General features: G+C 58.0%; 14 protein-coding genes. 11 read left to right on the top strand and 3 right to left on the bottom strand.

Translation table 11 applies throughout. The features are described from left to right. Nucleotides 1-339: 339 nt before the first annotated feature. The 7 genes from SH661x_RS07735 (at nt 340) to SH661x_RS07705 (ending at nt 9808) form a co-directional block, all read left to right on the top strand. Nucleotides 340-1788 (top strand): hypothetical protein, encoded by a 1449-nt coding sequence (locus tag SH661x_RS07735; RefSeq protein ID WP_437229638.1) that lies wholly within the window; start codon nt 340-342, stop codon nt 1786-1788. A 79-nt stretch (nt 1789-1867) separates the two neighbouring features. Beyond that, nucleotides 1868-2452, top strand: a complete 585-nt coding sequence (locus tag SH661x_RS07730) for a TIGR00730 family Rossman fold protein (RefSeq protein ID WP_437229637.1) — start codon at nt 1868-1870, stop codon at nt 2450-2452. A 494-nt stretch (nt 2453-2946) separates the two neighbouring features. Continuing rightward, on the top strand, nt 2947-5778 hold the full coding sequence (locus SH661x_RS07725) for an Hsp70 family protein (RefSeq protein WP_437229635.1): 2832 nt from the start codon (nt 2947-2949) through the stop codon (nt 5776-5778). A gap of 292 nt (nt 5779-6070) precedes the next feature. Continuing rightward, entirely contained in the window at nt 6071-7171 is a 1101-nt protein-coding gene (locus tag SH661x_RS07720; RefSeq protein WP_437229633.1) for a DUF1559 family PulG-like putative transporter, read from the top strand. A 144-nt stretch (nt 7172-7315) separates the two neighbouring features. Next, the gene (locus SH661x_RS07715) at nt 7316-7771 is read left to right on the top strand and encodes a carboxypeptidase-like regulatory domain-containing protein (RefSeq protein WP_437229631.1); all 456 of its coding nucleotides are present in this window, start codon (nt 7316-7318) and stop codon (nt 7769-7771) included. Between the two features lie 132 nt (nt 7772-7903). Continuing rightward, nucleotides 7904-8701: a hypothetical protein gene (locus tag SH661x_RS07710; RefSeq protein WP_437229629.1), complete on the top strand. Its 798-nt coding sequence runs from the start codon at nt 7904-7906 to the stop codon at nt 8699-8701. Between the two features lie 87 nt (nt 8702-8788). Further along, the gene (locus SH661x_RS07705) at nt 8789-9808 is read left to right on the top strand and encodes a class I SAM-dependent methyltransferase (protein WP_437229626.1); all 1020 of its coding nucleotides are present in this window, start codon (nt 8789-8791) and stop codon (nt 9806-9808) included. Nucleotides 9809-10062: 254 nt separating this feature from the next. Here the strand turns inward: SH661x_RS07705 and SH661x_RS07700 are convergent, their stop codons facing one another. Both SH661x_RS07700 and SH661x_RS07695 read right to left on the bottom strand, forming a co-directional pair. Further along, nucleotides 10063-10968 (bottom strand): lipopolysaccharide kinase InaA family protein, encoded by a 906-nt coding sequence (locus tag SH661x_RS07700; protein WP_437229624.1) that lies wholly within the window; start codon nt 10966-10968, stop codon nt 10063-10065. A 43-nt stretch (nt 10969-11011) separates the two neighbouring features. Continuing rightward, nucleotides 11012-11734: a class I SAM-dependent methyltransferase gene (locus SH661x_RS07695; protein ID WP_437229622.1), complete on the bottom strand. Its 723-nt coding sequence runs from the start codon at nt 11732-11734 to the stop codon at nt 11012-11014. Between the two features lie 245 nt (nt 11735-11979). On the opposite strand from SH661x_RS07695, the gene SH661x_RS07690 reads away from it, so the two are divergent. The 3 genes from SH661x_RS07690 (at nt 11980) to SH661x_RS07680 (ending at nt 14756) form a co-directional block, all read left to right on the top strand. Further along, a complete protein-coding gene (locus SH661x_RS07690; protein WP_437229620.1) occupies nt 11980-12801 on the top strand; it encodes a polysaccharide deacetylase family protein in 822 nt (273 codons plus the stop codon). Between the two features lie 193 nt (nt 12802-12994). Continuing rightward, nucleotides 12995-13822 carry a methyltransferase domain-containing protein gene (locus SH661x_RS07685; RefSeq protein WP_437229618.1) on the top strand — a complete coding sequence of 276 codons (828 nt, stop codon included), beginning with the start codon at nt 12995-12997 and terminating at the stop codon, nt 13820-13822. Between the two features lie 127 nt (nt 13823-13949). Beyond that, a complete protein-coding gene (locus SH661x_RS07680) occupies nt 13950-14756 on the top strand; it encodes a lipopolysaccharide kinase InaA family protein (protein WP_437229616.1) in 807 nt (268 codons plus the stop codon). Nucleotides 14757-14949: 193 nt separating this feature from the next. Here SH661x_RS07680 and SH661x_RS07675 read toward each other — a convergent pair whose 3' ends face one another. After that, on the bottom strand, nt 14950-16254 hold the full coding sequence (locus tag SH661x_RS07675) for a hypothetical protein (protein WP_437229614.1): 1305 nt from the start codon (nt 16252-16254) through the stop codon (nt 14950-14952). A gap of 199 nt (nt 16255-16453) precedes the next feature. Here SH661x_RS07675 and SH661x_RS07670 point away from each other — a divergent pair, with 199 nt between their 5' ends. Next, nucleotides 16454-17389 carry a hypothetical protein gene (locus SH661x_RS07670; RefSeq protein ID WP_437229612.1) on the top strand — a complete coding sequence of 312 codons (936 nt, stop codon included), beginning with the start codon at nt 16454-16456 and terminating at the stop codon, nt 17387-17389. Nucleotides 17390-17466 lie beyond the last annotated feature (77 nt).

Below are 17466 nucleotides of genomic sequence, written 5' to 3'. Positions count from 1 at the left end.
GGTGCCCGGGTTGAGAAGTCTTGAACTTGGGTGCCACTGCTCTGCGAGCAGTGCCGAATGTCAACAGACGTCAGGATCACCCCGCCCATTGATCCGATTTCTCTGGATTAAACCCTGTTCAGTAATCCACGCCAATCGAGGCTCGGCACCGCTCACAGAGCGGTGGCACGCGGACTAAAGATGTTCTACCTGCAAAGCGGTCGATCTCAAACGTACTCGCGAAACCCCTGAACGCGTTGAACATCGAATCGGGGGGGCTGACGCCGCACCGCTTGCCAGGACTCCGCCCGCACAGACACTCTGGCGAGTTGACGGTCCAATCGGCATAATTCGTCGACCATGCCCTTTACTCTCATTGTCGTTCCAGTGTTTCTGCTCGCGGCTCTCTGCATTCGCTGGCTCGGGCCGGAGCGTTCCAGAGCCAGTCTGGCAGTGGCACTGCTGGCTCCGCTCGCTGGTTTCGCACTCTTGGCTTTTCAGATCTTCGACCAGCAGTCTCCCATCGGGTTACTCTGGCGAGATGATTCCCTTTCCCGGCTGACGACTCTCATTGCCTGCAGCGTCTGTCTGATCGTTGGCCTGATTGAAACGTCCCCCATCCTGCTGACGGCAACGCTGTGGAGCGCCGGCATGCTGGTGCTGGCAAGTGTCGGTTCACTTTCCGCAGTGCAATGGGGGGCGCTGCAGTTCTCCGTTCTCCCGTTGATGTTCTACCACCGCGAGAAATCCGCAGTCTGGAAAGTGGTCCTGACCCGCCACGCAACTCTTCTGCTGGGAAGTCTGTTGTTCGGCGCCGGATACCTGCTTGTCTCCAGTTTCGACCCTGCTGCACCACCCGCGACCATCGGAATGGTTCTGCTTCTCAGCGGGCTGGGGGGAATGCTCGGCTGGTTTCCCTTCCCACGTGCAGCGAGCGGATCATCCATTGACGATTCCCCTGGAGCGGTCTTTGGCAAACGATCTCTTCCCCTGCTGACAGCCGCGGTGCTGTTGTATCGCCTGATCGAACGGCAGCCGCTGGCGATGTCGCAGTCAACGCTGCTGGCGCTGGCGGCGCTCTTCTCGCTGGTCCTGTGCGGGGCCCGTCTGCTTCAGGAGGAACGCCTTTCGCGGCGACTGGTTCTGACGTCAATCTCCACATTCGGATTCCTTCTGATCGCCATCTTCCTGCAGAACTGGGAGTACGCCTATCCAGACCGTGACTGGGAGCTGCGCTCCAACCTTCCGGGGGGCCGAGCCCTTTTTCTGTCGATCATGGCCTGCGAGACAGCTGGTCTGCTGGCAGCTGCTTGCGGATTTCGCCTGATGAACGCGGAGCAGACACAGGGGGATTTCGCTCAGACTCTCGGGGGCGCAGCGGGACGGCGACCGCTCGCGGGGGCGGCGTCGATGGGAGGTCTGATGTCGCTGGCCGGCCTTCCCCCTTTTCCCGGATTCTGGTGGCGGTTTGGCTTGATGGCCGCACTGCTTCTTCCTCACCGACAATCGAACGTCACAAAAGTGGTTGAAGCGGACCCTGCTTTCTCGCTGCTCGCAGTCCTGGTCGTGGTGGCGATTGCGATCAACACATTGGGACATCTCCGGCTGTTGCAGCAGATGCTCTTCGAAGAACCGTTCCGCCTGCGGGCTCCTCATCCTGGGAAATCGGGACGACTGGCTGCGGGTCTCGCACTGATTCTTCTGCTCGCCACGTCGATGGCGCCACTCTCGCTAGCCCGGATTCTGGATGAGGGAGGAAGCGACAGTCTTGCCAGAGTCACGCCGCTTCGTCACCTTCGAAGTCCTTGATGCCGAGCTGGTGGACGAACCAAATCGTGCGATGAGTGTCACTCCTGGGTCCATAACTCCTTTCAGAATTGTCCCGGCGATGCAGTCGATCTGTGTTTTCTGCGGTTCCAAACCCGGTCATGATCCTACCTATGGTACAGCGGCGACAACGCTGGGGCATGCCCTGGCAGATCGCGGAATTCGGCTGGTCTACGGAGGCGGAAACGTCGGCATCATGGGGATTGTCGCCGATGCTGTGCTGGAACGGGGGGGCGAAGTCACGGGAGTCATCCCGGAATCGCTGATGAACCGCGAACTCGCACACGCAGGGGTCGCCGACATGCGTATCGTCGGGTCAATGCATATTCGCAAAGCGCTGATGGCCGATCTGTCCCAAGGGTTTGTCGCCCTCCCCGGCGGATTGGGGACATTCGAAGAGCTGTGCGAAATCCTCACCTGGAGCCAGCTTGGATTTCATCACAAGCCGGTCGCCCTGCTGAATGTGAAGGGCTATTACGACCCGCTGCTGATGATGCTGGACCGGTCGGTCAGCGAAGGATTCCTGTCCACAGCCAACCGCAACAAGCTGTTCGTTGCAAATACTGTCCCGGAGTTGATGGCCTTCTTCGATCGAGAATCTCCAAACGCCGACACGTCCGCACCGCTCCCGACCTCGCTGACATGAAGATTTTTGAATCGCCGAGAACGTGGAGAAGTCAGCTCTGCATTCGCCTCGTTCGCAGTTCCACTCCTCTACTTCCGTGAGAAGTCACCCCTCTATGGCGGTCAAAAAAAAATTTGAACCACGGAAGGCACGGAATACACGGAAAAATAAGAAAGAGGGTTTGCAGGAAGATGCTGCGGTCTTCAGCAATTTTGAAACGCAGAGAACGCAGAGGTCGCAAAGAAAACGATAGAGGTTAAACCGCGAATCGCGAGAATGGGGCGAATCAGTAAAATCTATTCGCCGCATTCGCCTCATTCGCGGTTCCTCTCCTCTCTCCTCTTCTTCCGTGGTTTCCGTGCATTCCGTGGTTCCTCTTCAACCGAAACTCAGGAAGATGCTGCGGTCCCTTGAGCACTTCGCGGTCGGCGTCACAATAGTGGTTTGGGACTGCTTCTCCCTGGATGGATTCCGGGCAGGCCCCGGATCCATGCTTCCATTTTTGACACGCTTCCATGACCACCATTTCAGATTCCAGTGCACCCAGCCGGTATGTTGTCGGCATTGACCTGGGCACCACCAATTCCGCCCTGTGCTTCGTCGACACCCAGGTTCCGCAATGGAAGGTGGAAACATTTCGAATTCCTCAGCTGGTCGCTCCTTCCGAGGTGGATGCCCGTGAGACGCTCCCGTCGTTTCACTATCAGGCGGCCCGGCACGAGTTCCCAGCCAATTCGCTTCGCATGCCCTGGCAGGAGTCCGACACGGAAACGGTGGTCGGAATTTTTGCACGCGAACAGGGGAAGCTGGTTCCCGGACGGGTGATCGAATCGGCCAAGTCGTGGCTGTGTCACCCGGGAGTGGATCGCACGTCCGGGTTGCTCCCCTGGCACGGCTCCCCGGATGTACCGCGACTTTCTCCCGTCGAAGCCAGTGCTGCCTATCTGTCGCACCTGCGGCAGGCATGGAATCACGCGCATCCACACGCTCCGCTGGAACTGCAGGATGTCGTGATCACTCTGCCCGCTTCGTTCGATGAAGTGGCACGAGAACTGACGGTCGCAGCTGCGAAACTGGCCGGCTTGCCCAAAGTGATCCTCATTGAAGAGCCGCAGGCAGCCTTTTACGCCTGGATCAGCGCCCATGCGGATTCGTGGAATACGCTGGTCACTCCCGGTCAGAATATTCTTGTCTGCGATATCGGTGGAGGAACCTCGGACTTCACGTTGATCCGCGTTCGCGCACACGCGACCGATCAGGTGCAGTTTCATCGAGTCGCTGTCGGTGATCATCTGATTCTCGGAGGAGACAATCTCGACCTTGCGCTGGCTCATCATCTGGAACGGAAGTTGATGGGGGAGGGCAAGCTCGAACCGCGCCAATGGGGAACCCTGGTGCGGATGTGCCGCCATGTCAAAGAGACCTTACTTGAGGATGGAGCTCCCGAATCCTATAGCGTCACGCTGCCTGGATCTGGATCGAAATTCATCGGCGGCGGTGTGCACGTCGAAATCTCGCTGCAGGAAGCCCGTGAGATTCTGCTCGAAGGTTTCTTTCCCGTGGTCTCGCTGGAGGACCATCCGAGGAAGAAGTCATCCGGATTTCAGGAGTTTGGACTTCCCTACGCTGCTGATCCGGCAGCGACGCGGCATCTGGCAAAGTTCCTGCAGACACACTGCCGGGCAGGTCTGGAGCTGGGCGAAGCAGGATCGACGCGACCGGACGCGGTGCTCTTTAACGGGGGCGTGTTCGTTTCGAACCTGGTCCAGAATCGCGTGATCGACGTGATTCGCCATTGGTTCTCCGAAGGAGATTCTGAATGGTCGCCGCAGCTGCTGCAGAATGACCGGCATGATCTGGCAGTGGCGCGGGGGGCCGCCTACTACGGGATGGTGCGTCGAGGCGCCGGAGTTCGAATCGCAGCGGGATTGCCCCGCACCTATTACATGGGGGTCGGGACTGATCACCTCGATGAGTCGGGCGAATCTGCAATTCAGGCGTTGTGCCTGATGCCGGCTGGAGCCGAACCCGGTACGGAGATTCATCTCACCGAACACACGTTTCAGCTGACAATTTCCACTCCGGTCGAGTTCCCGCTGTTTCATTCGAGTTTGCGCCTGACCGATCGGCCCGGCTCGATCTCTCCGATTGAACGCGAACAGTTGACGCCGCTTCCACCCATCCGCACGGTGTTGCGATCCCGCAAGGAGAAGCAGACGGCCCACATCGGAGTGCAGTTGCACGCACGTCTGACGGAAATCGGGACGCTGCAGGTCTGGTGCAGCGAGGTCGATGGCAACCGGACATGGCAACTGCAGTTCGACGTCCGGTCGGCGACGCAGACGGATATGACTGCCCATGCGGGTGAAGGAGAAACCGCTGGCGTTCTCGACCAGGAATCGATTCAGCTGGTGCAGTCTGCTTTGGAAAACTGCTTCGGTCCCAAACCGACTGAGAAACCGGCCGGCCTGCCCAAAAGGATTTCGCGTCTGCTGGAGCTCTCGCGGGAAGACTGGCCCCCTGCTCTGCTGAGACAGATGTGGGAACAGCTGCTCGAACTGGAAGCGGGACGTCGCTTCAGTGCCGAGCATGAAACCCGCTGGCTGAATCTGGTGGGCTTTGCATTGAGACCCGGTTACGGGCTCGCTCTGGATGACTGGCGGGTTGCCGAATCCTGGAAACGTTTGCGCAGCCAGATGCACCATCCGGGCCCCTCCACCTTAACCGAATGGTGGATTCTCTGGCGGCGAATCTGCGGAGGACTTCTCTCCGGACAGCAGCAGGCACTGGCGAATCCCCTGCTCACTCGCCTGCGGGAAGAATTGAAGAAAGAAAAGAAGACTCAGTTCGTGAAGCGAGGCGGACACCCGCAGGAACAGGCGGAAGCGTGGCGTATGCTTGGTTCGCTCGAACGCCTGCCAACTGCCATGAAGATGGAGCTGGGCGAAATTGCCTTTGAATTCCTTGGCTCGCCCGAACGTTCCCAGCTGGCACCCGCCCTGCTGTGGTCCATCGGTCGGCTCGGCGCCAGGGTTCCGTTCTATGGTCCGCTCGATACTGTGATCGGCATTGAAACAGCTGAACGCTGGCTGAACCAGTTGATCGCCACCCGTGAACTGTCTTCTGAACGCCTTCTTGCTGTCATGCAGCTGGCTCGACAAACAGGTGACCGCTACCGCGACCTGTCCGAGACACAACGGGACAAGGCCACGAACTGGCTGATCTCCCGTGAGGCGCCGGAAGAATTCATCCGACTGGTCCGCGACGGCGGTGAGACCGAAGGAAAGACCTCCGCACTGATCTTTGGAGAATCCCTGCCGATCGGCCTCAGGCTGGCTGGGTCCTGACGGAATTGGGATCACCGCGCGTCGGTTGGGTTTCCCAGGAGTCTCTATTGATTCCAGAGACAAAACGCCGATGCGTGATCTCCCTCCGCGTTCTTCGTTGCAGAGCCTGCTGCACGTCTTTGGGAAATGGATCGCTCAGTCCGGTTTTTTGCTGACTCTGTTGACCGGAAATTGACATCTCATATCCCAACACATAGGATGGACGTGATGCGTTTTATCTGACAATCTGTCGATTCGGCTGTCAGAGTTATTCAAAAACTGTGGTTCCAGCCTCTCTAACTTGGGATTTCTCATGGATATCCACTTCGCCGGGACGTGTCGAACCGGTTCCCCAGACGCCATGCATTCTCCTTCCACGCATCGTCTGCGATCGAGTCGCACGTGCGGTTCTGGATTCACGTTGATCGAGCTCTTGGTTGTGATCGCGATCATCGCAGTGCTGATTGCCCTGTTGTTGCCTGCCGTCCAACAGGCTCGCGAAGCTGCCCGCCGCAGCCAGTGCAATAACAACCTCAAGCAGTTGGGACTGGCGCTGCACAACTACCACGACGTGCACAACACCTTTCCGCCAGGAACCCGATTTTGCTTCCGGGGGGCATCTCCGGATTGGGGAATGTCTTTCTGGATTTCCATTCTGCCGTACATCGAACAGGCTCCCCTGTACAATCAGCTCGACCTGAATGTGGCTCCCGGGTTTCCCGCTGCTGGTGGAAACTTCAATCAGCTAGGCGGAGCGATACCGCCTGTCGGAGTCTGCCCCTCCAGTCCGCTGCCCTCTTCGATCTCGATGACTGTGGGAGGAGTGACGAAAAACTTCTTCGTCGCCAGCTACGCCGGGATTTCGGGAGTCGCAACCGGACCCGCGACCTTCGACTGGGCCGCCCAGTCCGCGACGGGAGCGAGCGGGATTGCATCGCGCAGCGGAATTCTGGTCCCCAATGGCAAAGTCAGCATGCGTGATATCGTCGATGGAACGTCGAACACGATCATCGTGGGTGAGCAATCCGATTACATGAAGCAGAACGGGACGAAATACGACTCCCGTTCTGGAACGATTCACAGCAGCTGGATGGGGACGGCTGGGACCGGGGAACCTGGTACTGGAGATACCCGCTGGAATGGCGATAACCGCGCCTGGGGCGTGACGACCATCCGATTTGCGCCCGGAACCAAGGATCTGACCGGCGGCCGCTACGGAAACATTTACTCAGAAGCCAACGGCGTGCTGGACGATGGCGGACTGAATCATGGTGTGCAATCAATCCATACCGGCGGGTCGTTTGTCCTGCTGGCGGACGGTCATTGCAGGTTTGTCTCCGACAACATCGATTTCCTGAACACGTTCATCCCCCTTTGCGCGAAGGCAGATGGACTTGTTATCGGTGAATTCTAGGGAAAACAGACCAACTCAGTCTGCAATTCTGAAGACGTTCGCCGCGTATCTCCATATGCGGCGAACGCGTTTTACTCGAGCAGAAATCCTTTTCTCTCAATCTGCTCACCTGCCGATTGTTTCTTGAATTCAAGGCTTGACGTCATGCCCTCGACGCTCCTGAACAGCTTCAACTCCTGTTTCCACCGCAAGTCCTCAGCCGCATTGCTGGGATTAACGCTGCTGCTGGCTTCCGGGTGTGGAGCAGCTGCCAGCAGGGAAGAGAAAGCGACGGTCGGTGGCATTTCAGGGAAAGTCACTTTCGAAGGAAAGCCGGTGACCGAAGGCCAGGTGGTCTTCACAAACTCCGAAATCAATACGGAAGTCCCCGGCAACCTGGACGCACAGGGGAATTACTCGGTCAATGGAGTCGTCGTCGGCGAGGCGCTGGTGAGCGTCCGACCGCTGCCCCCTCCAACATCCATGGACGTGAATGCTCCGAAGGTGAAGCCGGCTGATCCGGCGGATATTCCCAAGAAGTACCGCAGTGCCAAAACAAGCGGCCTGAAGCTTCAGGTGGAAAAAGGGGCGATGACCTTCGATATCGACATGAAACCGTGAGACTCTTCCGCACCCCTCGTGTTCATTCCACGGAAATTCGCTCTTGACCCTTTTTCGACTCCTCCGATAGAACGCCACGCTGATTTTCGCTTCCCAATCTCAGTATGGTCGTCCGACCTATCGGAGCTCACGATGTCGTCACGCGAACGGATTCGCCAGGCCTGTGTTGCACACATTCTGAAAAGTCTTGATCAGGCAGAAGTTTCCGACAAGCCGTTCCCCCATTTCTTCGCCAAAAACCTGCTCCCCGCAGACATTTATGCCCAGGTGATCGACTCGCTGCCCGAGACGTCCCACTACAAGCCACTCACCAAATACGATCAGATGGACGCCTCCACCCGTCACCGGATGGGGCTGGAAACCAAGAATCTGGAAGCGCTCACCAGCGAGCAGGCCGACCTGTGGTTTGGCGTCCGCGACGCCCTGGGCGATCCTTCCGTCAAACGGAAAGTGTTCCGCAAGCTGCAGAACGGCATCGCGTTCCGCTTTGGAATTCCCCACTCTGAGGTGGAAGATGCCCCGGGCTACCCGCTGCCCGAGCTGTACCGCGAGACAACCGGCTATTCCATCAAGCCGCATCCGGATACGCGCCGGAAAGTGGTGACGATGCAGATGTCGCTGGCACGCGATGAATCGCAAAGCGATCTGGGAACCACGTTCTACCGCCTGAGTCCGAATCCGATTCACCTGTTCGGTGAATTCAAGGGATTCGCTGTCGCAAAGCAGATGTCGTTCTCCCCCAACTCCGCCTACGCCTTTGTGGTGCTGAACACGATCACCAAGCGCAGCTGGCACGGCCGTACGGAACTGCGAGCAGGCTGCGGAACCCGCAACAGCCTGCTGAATCTGTATTACGCCGATCCAGCAGACGCCAGCCCGGATCTGGTGGCCAAGTTCTATTCGCAGACTGCCGCCCGCAAGGCTGCGTGAGATTCCTGCCGACAAGCGCGGAGAGACGGCTGTGTCTCTCCGCTCCGCTGATTTTCCGATCACATTTCTTCCCAGCGAAAGCGACACATGATCACGTCCACTCACCCAGCATCCCGGAAATCCGCGGCCGAACATTGCAGCATCCCCTGCAATCAGTGTCTGGGAACAGATGTGGAACAGGTCGGCAGCATCGATCGCAGCGGAGCTCCCCTGCGAACGGTTCTGTGTCGCGGCTGCGGTCTCGTCTGGACAGATCCTCGTCCGACCCCCGAAGAAACACGCACGTTCTACGCGGATGAATACCGTCTGGCCTACAAGGCAGCGTACACCCCCAAGCCCAAGCATGCGTATCGCGAGACCCTGCGGGCACTCAACCGCGTGAAGGGGATCGAATCGATTCTCAAGCCGGGACAGAAGCTGCTGGATGTCGGCTGCGGCGGAGGCTTTTTCGTCTACGCACTCAATCATCACGGCGTTTCTGCGCAGGGGATCGAGCCGAATAAAGGCTTCGCCGGGTATGCCTGTTCGGAATTGAAAGTGTCCGTTCAGAACGCGTTTCTGCAGGATGCCGACTTCCCGGAGAACACCTTTGACGTCGTCACTCTCAACCACGTGCTGGAGCATGTGGAAGATCCGGTCTTCACGCTGAACCGCCTGAGTAAGTGGATCAAGCCAAACGGGTTCCTGGTCGTTGAAGTTCCGAATGTGGAAGCGACCTACCACGCTCCCCGCAACCGGTTCCACATCGGACACCTGTACAACTTCAATCCGCTGACACTGGAAGGTGTCGGTCGACGGGCCGGCTTGTCGATTCACAAGTCGTCATTGGTGACAGGAGCCAATCACCTGCACACGATTTTCCAGCGTCCCGCAAGTCCGCTCCCCCCCGTCGGCGATACCCGGATGCCGGACAACTACCGCCGCGTGCAGAAGATTCTGCGAAACCACACTTCGCTGGCCCACTTCACTTCGACCGTCCCGTATGTTCGGGCGGCTCGCAAGCAGTGGAAGAGCTTCGTCGAATGGCAGCAGACCCGCTCAGCGGGCAGCGGCCGTGAGATCGTCGATTCCCTGATCAAGTCGGGCAAGCTGCTGGCGGATGCCTGAAGAATCAGTCTTCAGAGCAGCTGAGTTTCAATTTGCACAAAGGCCCCCGGTAATCTCACTGGGGGCTTCTTTCATTCACCGGGTGCCCCAGAACCGTTCACAGCCCGTTGAAGACCCCGAGAAGCACGAACTCAACAGATCAGTCGGGGACGTGTATTTACAGTTGAAATCCCGAGGAATTCTGTCAAATCACGTTTAGCTGCACACTTGAAGTGTGCAGCTAAACCGCCGTTGGTGTCATTTTCAATAGACCGTTACGCGGCCCGCATGCGGTCGTTGATGAGCATCCGAGCGCGGGCGAAGTCGAGTTTGGCAGCGCTGGCGACGATCCGCCTGAAGAGACGCAGGTCCCCTCGCAACGAGATGCGCCGGCGGCCTCCCTGATCGAGCCACTTGTGAATCTGCGGGCTGTCTGCTGCCTCGCGATACGCGGAATACCAGTGATTCGCATAGCGACGGTAAAGCCCCAGACGAATCAGCGAATGTCGCAGCTGGCCCATGTCTTTGAGCCAAAGGTAATACGCTTCCAGCCCGGTCGCCTGCCGCATCCCCTGCAGGTCGATGACTCGCGCAGCCAGTTCCGGCCCCGATTCATCCACCAGGAAATGCGGAAAGTGACAGTCTCCATGATACAGGTCGGCAGCATGGAAGCGGCCCGCCGTCAGGGCAATGGCACTGATCAACTGGCGGATTTCGTCCGGGGAGGCCTCGGACTGAATCATCGATCCCAGCCGCTGGTACGCGGTGACTCCAGTCCCCACAGCGGCACTGATGAAGAAGGAGGTGAAGACCCGTCCTGCTTCATCCCGCAGACCTCCGGGGATCTCACCGACGGCCACAATCCGCATGCACGGAGCCCCCGCCCGTTCGCACCAGCCGACGGCACGAGCTTCCTGCAGCGAAGGTGACAACGATTCGCCCACTATGCGATGACGTTTCACAAAGCAGGTCGCGGTCTGTGTTCCGGTCGAAAAGGACCAGCGGACGTTGTCCCAGCCATCGGCATCGTCGCGACGTCGCAGCAATTCACCGGAGAACGTCGCCTGCAGCAATGCAGCAGCGGTCGTCCAGTTCTGCTCACGACACCAGGGAAGATCGTCCGGATGGACGCTCAGATTCCCGGAATCGAGCGTCACGTAATCATCCGGCCAGAACTTCATGTCAACGATTCTCCGGGGATCAGGCAGTTTTGTCCTTTGCCGATCAGGCAGCGCGGCGCTGCTGGGCAGCGACCGGGACGCCAGCCATGTACCACATGCGGGAGAGTCCCCACATCACCGGTACAGCAGCAGTCACTTTGAGGCCAGCAGCTTCAAACTCGGAGGCCATCTGTCGGGTCGAAATCGGTTTTTCGCCCGGCTTTTTCCCTGCCAGTCGCTTCTTCAAACGCTTGAACCAGACTGTTGCGGAGAAGGAGTTCGAGAAGGAGGCAATCACCGGGCCACGGCTGATGCGGGCCAGTTCCTTGAGCACCCGGATCCGGGATTCAGACTCGGTGTAATGATGAAACAGGCGATTGCAGATCACGCCGTCAAAACTCTTGTCAGCGAAAGTCGTGGCTCCGGCATCCTGCACGCTGTACTCGGACTGACTCTCCCAGGCAGGGTTCATCGCCAGCATGTTCTCACGGCACTGATTGACCATGTGCTCCGAACAGTCGGAAGCGGTGACATGGAAACCGCGTTCGAGCAGCAGGTGCATGACACGCCCGGTTCCTGATGGGCAATCCAGAATCTTCCCGCCATGCGGCAGATAAGAAATCATGCGTAAAACAGCAGCTTTTTCCGTGGTTCCTTTCAGGTCGTCACGGTATCCCGAGGGATATTCTTCCGCAGCCCGCGTTGTCGAGAACCGCTTCTGGGCACATTCGAACGAGTTCTCTCCGGAGACCGGAATCAGCCAGGCTCCTTCTGGTTTATTGGACATACGGCCGCCGATCTTCAGGAGTGAGAGTCGATGAAATGATGAATAGCGAGCGACCAACGAAAGGCTGATGCCCGGACGAATGTGGATTGCGCGCAGGTATGTACCTCACATCTTTTAAGAGTGTCAATATTGAAAGTTTCCGCAGACGTCGGCCGCGAAGGAGTCCCGGCGGACAGTTGCCGTTGTCGCTCGACTGCCGATTGATATACTCCGCCCGCGTTTCATTCAGGAGACAGGGAAACATCATGCTTGTGCCCTCCGCACTGCTGCTGGCTGCCGTGGGAACCGGCGGATGGTTCAGTTTCAAGTATGCCTGGTGGCGTCCTGCCGTCGACTGGAAACGCCCTCGCGTGCTGATGTACCACATGGTCTCACCGCATCGCCCCGGGGCCCGGTTCAACAAGCTGCGGGTTCGACCGGAACGCTTTGAAGAGCAATTGAAATGGCTGCGAGATCACAACTTTCACTTCGTGTTCGCCAGTCGACTCTTCACCGGAGAACCGTTGCCGGAACGAACGGTCTGCCTGACATTCGACGACGGCTATACCGATAACCTGACCGCTGCAGATCCGCTGCTGGCACGCTACGGCGGATGTGCCACGCTGTATCTTGTGACCGATCGCAGTGGAGGCTGGTCCAGTAAAAAGAAGGCCCATCACGCTGATGATGAGCTCGCAGCGGAGCCAAAGCTGAGCGATGATGAAGTCAAAACGCTGGTCGAGTCGGGCCGCTGGGAGATTGGCGGGCATACCCGCACACACGCCAACCTGACGGCACTGGAGAAATCGGCTGCGGGAGCCGAGATTCGTGCAGGGAATGCCGATCTCGAGGCGGTTTACGGGATTCGACCGGCCACATTTGCGTATCCGTTCGGAAACTGGAATGCAGATCACCCTTCCCTGCTGCGGGAATGCGGGTATGTCGGCGCGGTCACAACCGAGCTGGCAATCGCCCCTCATCCATACGCCGAGCCGATGCAGGTTCCGCGAGTGAAAGTCTCTGGAGATGACACGTTATTCGGCTTCCGCATGCGAATGCGCGGGGCAAGTCGCGGGTTGCTGAAGTAGCAATGGGTTCGTGAACGTCCCATCCCCGGTTCAACTCTCAACATGATGCAATGCCGGAGAGCTTGTGGCTGGGGATGAAAGTGGTCTTTACCTGCCAGGAACTTCGAGATAATAATCCGCGCCTTTCACGGACGAATTTCGCAGACCGTGCTCGATCGGGCGCGGCATCACTGCTTCAGCCAGGGAGCCCGGCATGAGTTTGCTCAATCCACAAAAGGCCAGACTGAACAAGACCGGATGGGTTTCCGGCTCGGATCAACGCGGAAAACAGGTCTGGTCGGAGCGCCTCAAGCAGGCAGTCCGCCCTACGTTTTACCGGACGTTCTTTCCGAACAAAGCCGTCTTCGAATGCCCCAGCTGTGGATTCGTCGGACCGTTCAAAGATAAGCCGGTCACCCGCTTCGAAAACATGATGCGGCTGAACTCCAAGTGCCTGGGTTGCGGCACGCTGGAGCGGCATCGTATGACTTCACTGGTTCTGGACGAGCTTTATCTCGAGCCGTCCGAAACCGGCAGCATGCTGCACATCGCTCCGGAAATCTGCCTGCAGCAGAAGTTCCGCGGGCTCTTCGGCACCTATCACACCTGCGACCTCTTCATGCCGGGCGTCGACTTCAAGGAAGACATCCAGAAGATGACGTTCGCGGACGCCAGCTATGACTGCATCTACATTGCCCGCGTGCTCACCATCCCGCCGGATCTGGATGCCTGCCTGAGTGAAATGCGACGGGTTCTCAAACCGGGCGGAATTGCTCTGATTGCAGAAATTCACACGCTGGACAAGACACTGGAGTATGGCGAAATGCGCGGCGGCCGCTCGCGCGTCATCGGCATGGACTTCTTCGCTCACTGCGAAAAGTATTTCTCCCACGTCGAAATGTTCGCTGCGGACAGATACGACGCCAAGTATCAGCTCAACAACTACATGCGTGACCACGGCAAGATGAAAGACGATTACCCGGAAGAGATTCGCGTCCCGGGGATCGGCTATCAGGAAGTGGTTGCTGTCTGTCACGCGTGATTGAGGGGACAGGAGTCAGGGGGCAGAGATCAGGGGGCAGAGATCAGGAGAGATCGACACTCATTGTGTGAGTGTCTTCGCCTGAGCATCTGCCCTCTTCGATTTTGATCAGGAAAATCAGGATACGATGCGTTCTCCTCTGCGTTGGCTGCGACGACGTCTGGAGCTGATGCGGCAGGCCCCCCGCCGACGGGAAGTCGAGCAGGAGTTCGCATCCGCCTGCGGACACCCTGTCAAACTCGTCAACGCCGCTGCCAAAGGGGGCTATGACGAGATCTATTATGCCCTGAACGCAGGCAAGCGATTCGCCGTCGTCCGGATCAACAGCCCCTTCAAATCCCAGATCGATCCGATCGGCCCACTCGATCCGGGCGTGCCGTTAGACGCTCCTGCACGGCTCGAACGGGAATGGCAGGCTTACGAGTTACTCTTTCCGCTCGGTCTCTCTCCGAGGCCCCTGTGGCGAACGCATGATGCCATCGCCTGCAGCTGGATTGAATGGGACCGCGTCTCTCAACGCTTGATCCGCAACCGGCAGGAATTCTGGCCGATGATGGAGAAAGTGCTGCCGGCGATCCGACGGATGCACGACGCGGGCGTGACGCATCTCGACCTGAATCTCGGCAACATGCTCGCACAGCCAGGCGGTCCTGGCATTGCCTTCATCGACTTCGAATTCGGGCCTGTCCCCTGGGTGAATTCCGCTCAGCAACGGGCTTTCGACTATCTGAGACTCATTGATGACTGCATCAAGAAGCGACGCGGGGGCCAGCTGATGCTCGCTGACATTCCCCGCCTGGTGCAGCTACTGAAGACACACGTCGATCTCGAAGCCCGGCAGGCTCAAGTGCAGTTCACGCGGCAAAAACTGACGCGGCTCGATGGAAACGAGGAACTCTGCCGTCAGTTGAGACGTGTGTTTGAACATCTGTGAGGAATGCTGAAAATTCACCACGGAGACACCGAGGCACGGAGAAATAGAACCGCGAATGAAGCGAATAATACGAATGAATTGATCATCTCTCGTTGAGTCCTGAGCGACCTGTGACTCCCGAATGAGACGCGATTCAGTCAGGACATCCGGCCCAATATTCGCCAGATTCGCGCGATTCGCGGTTTCAAAATCTTTACGCGGCTTTTGCACGTGTTGACCGGACAGACTTGACGGGCTTCTCCTGCATCACATCAAGAATGTTGTTTAAAGCTGATGCGGAGTCCGCGAGCGAGCCGTCGTTATTGAATGCGACATAGTCGGTCGGGATCCGGCTGGTGAACTGCTGGAACATGCTTTCATCGTAACAGGCATGGCCGGCAGCTGAGACTTCCTGTTTTCGCTTCAGAACATTGGCATATTGCACGATGCAGTGGATCGTCGGGATCCGCTGTCCGAACCATCCCGCGAGCCACGATGTCCGGCAAAACTCCGGTTGGTCGGTCTTGCGATTGATGAACAGAAAATCCAGAAGCGAACGGTCAATCAAGGTGGTTCGCTTGGTGGGGAACATCGTCCGCAGCCGCAGGGCAGCGGCTGCTCGCAGGTAAACCCACGGGGCCAGAGTTTCATCGAAGAGCTCGCGTGACTGCCGTAACAGCGGTCGAACGAAGATCACTGCCGCCTTGTAAGACATCGCTTTGCGGTACAGGTGTTTGCCGGTGTAGGTCCTTGTCTGCGAACGCTGTTTGGCCACGTGTTCTGCCAATGTCGTCTTCCCGGCCCCGTCACACCCGATGATGCTGATATGACGCGGTTTTCGGGGACCCACCAGCCACGAGGAAGTTCTTTGCGATCGGTTGCCCGCTTGAGCGGTCAATCCGTCTTTTCGCAGGTACCCTTGAAGCAGCTGCAATGTCTGACGTTCTGTTTCCTCCGAGATCCGGGCTTTCTGTCGAATCTCCAGCAGCTTCGCAGCCAGATCCCCTTCTCCCGCCGCGCGGCAGTCGGAAACGTATTTGTCGAGTCGTTGCTGAACCTTGGAGGCTTTGAGGTTCTTGGACTTGGTCAACAGGTGCTGGACGTACAAACACGCTTCGGGCATCACCTGCAGACGCTTGATGGCTGAAGACGATTCGACGAAAGCGGCCCGGCAGTCTTCAAACTGCATTTGCTGCTGTCCGCGATCGAGTTGCCGGAGATGAATCCAGAGATCGAATCGGATGCACTCGGATCCGTCCCGTGAAAAGAGGGTAAATTCGACTTTGTCTGGTGTCTGGCTGCGGACCCGCGCATGGCACAGCCCTTCACGAACCCAGTTGAACGCCTGCTGAAGGAGTGTGTGCACCGACTCCCGCGTTCCAAGCAGGTCGATGTCATCGCCGTCCGGGGGGACTCCGTTCACGGTTTCTCCTCGCAGCTGCACGAAAGTCCATGGCCCTGCGTGCAGTCTCTTCACGCACTCAGCGAGGCCAGCTGTGGAAGATGCGGGATTTTTCATGGTTTTCCTCCTGAAACCCGTGAACGAAGCGGGAAATGTACCGGGAAGAGCGTTGGCGGAGAATGCCAAAATGAGTGCAAGCAATGTCCGTCGCACTCTCCGAGTGCGGCATTCTTGGGGCGAGAGATCCTGTTTGATAGAATGCGTTGTTCACAATCCCGCCGGCGGAATTTTGATGGACTCCCGAAAGGCTCGTACAATGTCATTGTGGTCAAGTCTCCGCGCGCCGGTCGGTATTGCCATGGTCGGCTTATTCGTGGGCGGGTGTGGGAAAGAATCACCGCCTGCTCCCGAAGCGCCCCCAGCGGCAGCCCCGTCTGCCACGAGTTCCTCACCCGCAGCCCCTGCCGCGTCTCCTTCACCCTCGATCCCGATGATCTCACTGGGGGGAGCGAAAGAGGGAGGTTCTGGCGGGACGGGGAAACCCAGTCATCACGCCAGCAGCGAACAGCATCGCCGGGACCTGCTTGCAGCCATGATGCCGCTGCAGGTCATGCTGGGAACATGGCACGGGACAACGCAGCGTGAAGTGGGCCAGTTCAAAGCAATTGACGAACCGGTCTGGGTCTGGGACTTCCAGACGAACCGAGATCAACCTGCTTTGGTGATGACGTCGAGTGCGAGTCCCTATGTCCGGGAAGCCCGGTTGACCTACCTGACTGATCGAGGTCTGTTCCAGATGCAGGCGATCGACCCCGAGGGGAAGACGCGGATTCTGGAAGGAAACTTCTCCGGGCCGGTGGAGGAGTTTCAGGGGGAAGATCAGAAAATGCATGTTAAATACAAGCTCGAACTCACGCAGGTGGAACCCGCTGAAGTCCGCGACCAGTGGCAGATCATTTTCAATCAGCAGGAAAACAACCGGTACCTGCAGGAGATGGCGAAAAAGCGGGGATCGACGTATCTCCGCTTTGACACGGTCGCCACTCAGCGGCAAGGAACATCCTTTGCCAAAAGTGATGCCGGTTACGGAGAGAAAGAATGCGTGATCTCCGGTGGGCTCGGCACCATCCAGCTGACCCACCAAGGAAAGTCCTACTGGGTCTGCTGCACCGGCTGCAAAGCCGCATTTGAAGAAGATCCGGAAAGCTGGATCACCGAATACGAAAAGAAAAAAGCATCCAAAGGATCGTAGGATCCGCTGTGCGGACCGGTGACAACGCCCCGTTTCATTTAGACAGTCCGCATACCGGCCTGTCAGACATTTCCCTG

It is taken from the genome of Planctomicrobium stercoris, assembly GCF_051465655.1.
Lineage (GTDB): Bacteria > Planctomycetota > Planctomycetia > Planctomycetales > Planctomycetaceae > Planctomicrobium.
Note: the sequence above shows the minus strand (reverse complement) of the source record. Positions and strands in the feature narration are given on the sequence as shown.

Bases quoted from the DNA above. Each gene is read 5' to 3' on its own strand.
- SH661x_RS07735 (WP_437229638.1), top strand. From the start codon at position 340: ATGCCCTTTACTCTCATTGTCGTTCCAGTGTTTCTGCTCGCGGCTCTC.
- SH661x_RS07710 (WP_437229629.1), top strand. From the start codon at position 7,904: ATGTCGTCACGCGAACGGATTCGCCAGGCCTGTGTTGCACACATTCTG.
- SH661x_RS07685 (WP_437229618.1), top strand. From the start codon at position 12,995: ATGAGTTTGCTCAATCCACAAAAGGCCAGACTGAACAAGACCGGATGG.
- SH661x_RS07720 (WP_437229633.1), top strand. From the start codon at position 6,071: ATGGATATCCACTTCGCCGGGACGTGTCGAACCGGTTCCCCAGACGCC.
- SH661x_RS07680 (WP_437229616.1), top strand. From the start codon at position 13,950: ATGCGTTCTCCTCTGCGTTGGCTGCGACGACGTCTGGAGCTGATGCGG.
- SH661x_RS07715 (WP_437229631.1), top strand. From the start codon at position 7,316: ATGCCCTCGACGCTCCTGAACAGCTTCAACTCCTGTTTCCACCGCAAG.
- SH661x_RS07695 (WP_437229622.1), bottom strand. From the start codon at position 11,734: ATGTCCAATAAACCAGAAGGAGCCTGGCTGATTCCGGTCTCCGGAGAG.
- SH661x_RS07670 (WP_437229612.1), top strand. From the start codon at position 16,454: ATGTCATTGTGGTCAAGTCTCCGCGCGCCGGTCGGTATTGCCATGGTC.
- SH661x_RS07705 (WP_437229626.1), top strand. From the start codon at position 8,789: ATGATCACGTCCACTCACCCAGCATCCCGGAAATCCGCGGCCGAACAT.
- SH661x_RS07725 (WP_437229635.1), top strand. From the start codon at position 2,947: ATGACCACCATTTCAGATTCCAGTGCACCCAGCCGGTATGTTGTCGGC.
- SH661x_RS07700 (WP_437229624.1), bottom strand. From the start codon at position 10,968: ATGAAGTTCTGGCCGGATGATTACGTGACGCTCGATTCCGGGAATCTG.
- SH661x_RS07730 (WP_437229637.1), top strand. From the start codon at position 1,868: ATGCAGTCGATCTGTGTTTTCTGCGGTTCCAAACCCGGTCATGATCCT.
- SH661x_RS07675 (WP_437229614.1), bottom strand. From the start codon at position 16,254: ATGAAAAATCCCGCATCTTCCACAGCTGGCCTCGCTGAGTGCGTGAAG.
- SH661x_RS07690 (WP_437229620.1), top strand. From the start codon at position 11,980: ATGCTTGTGCCCTCCGCACTGCTGCTGGCTGCCGTGGGAACCGGCGGA.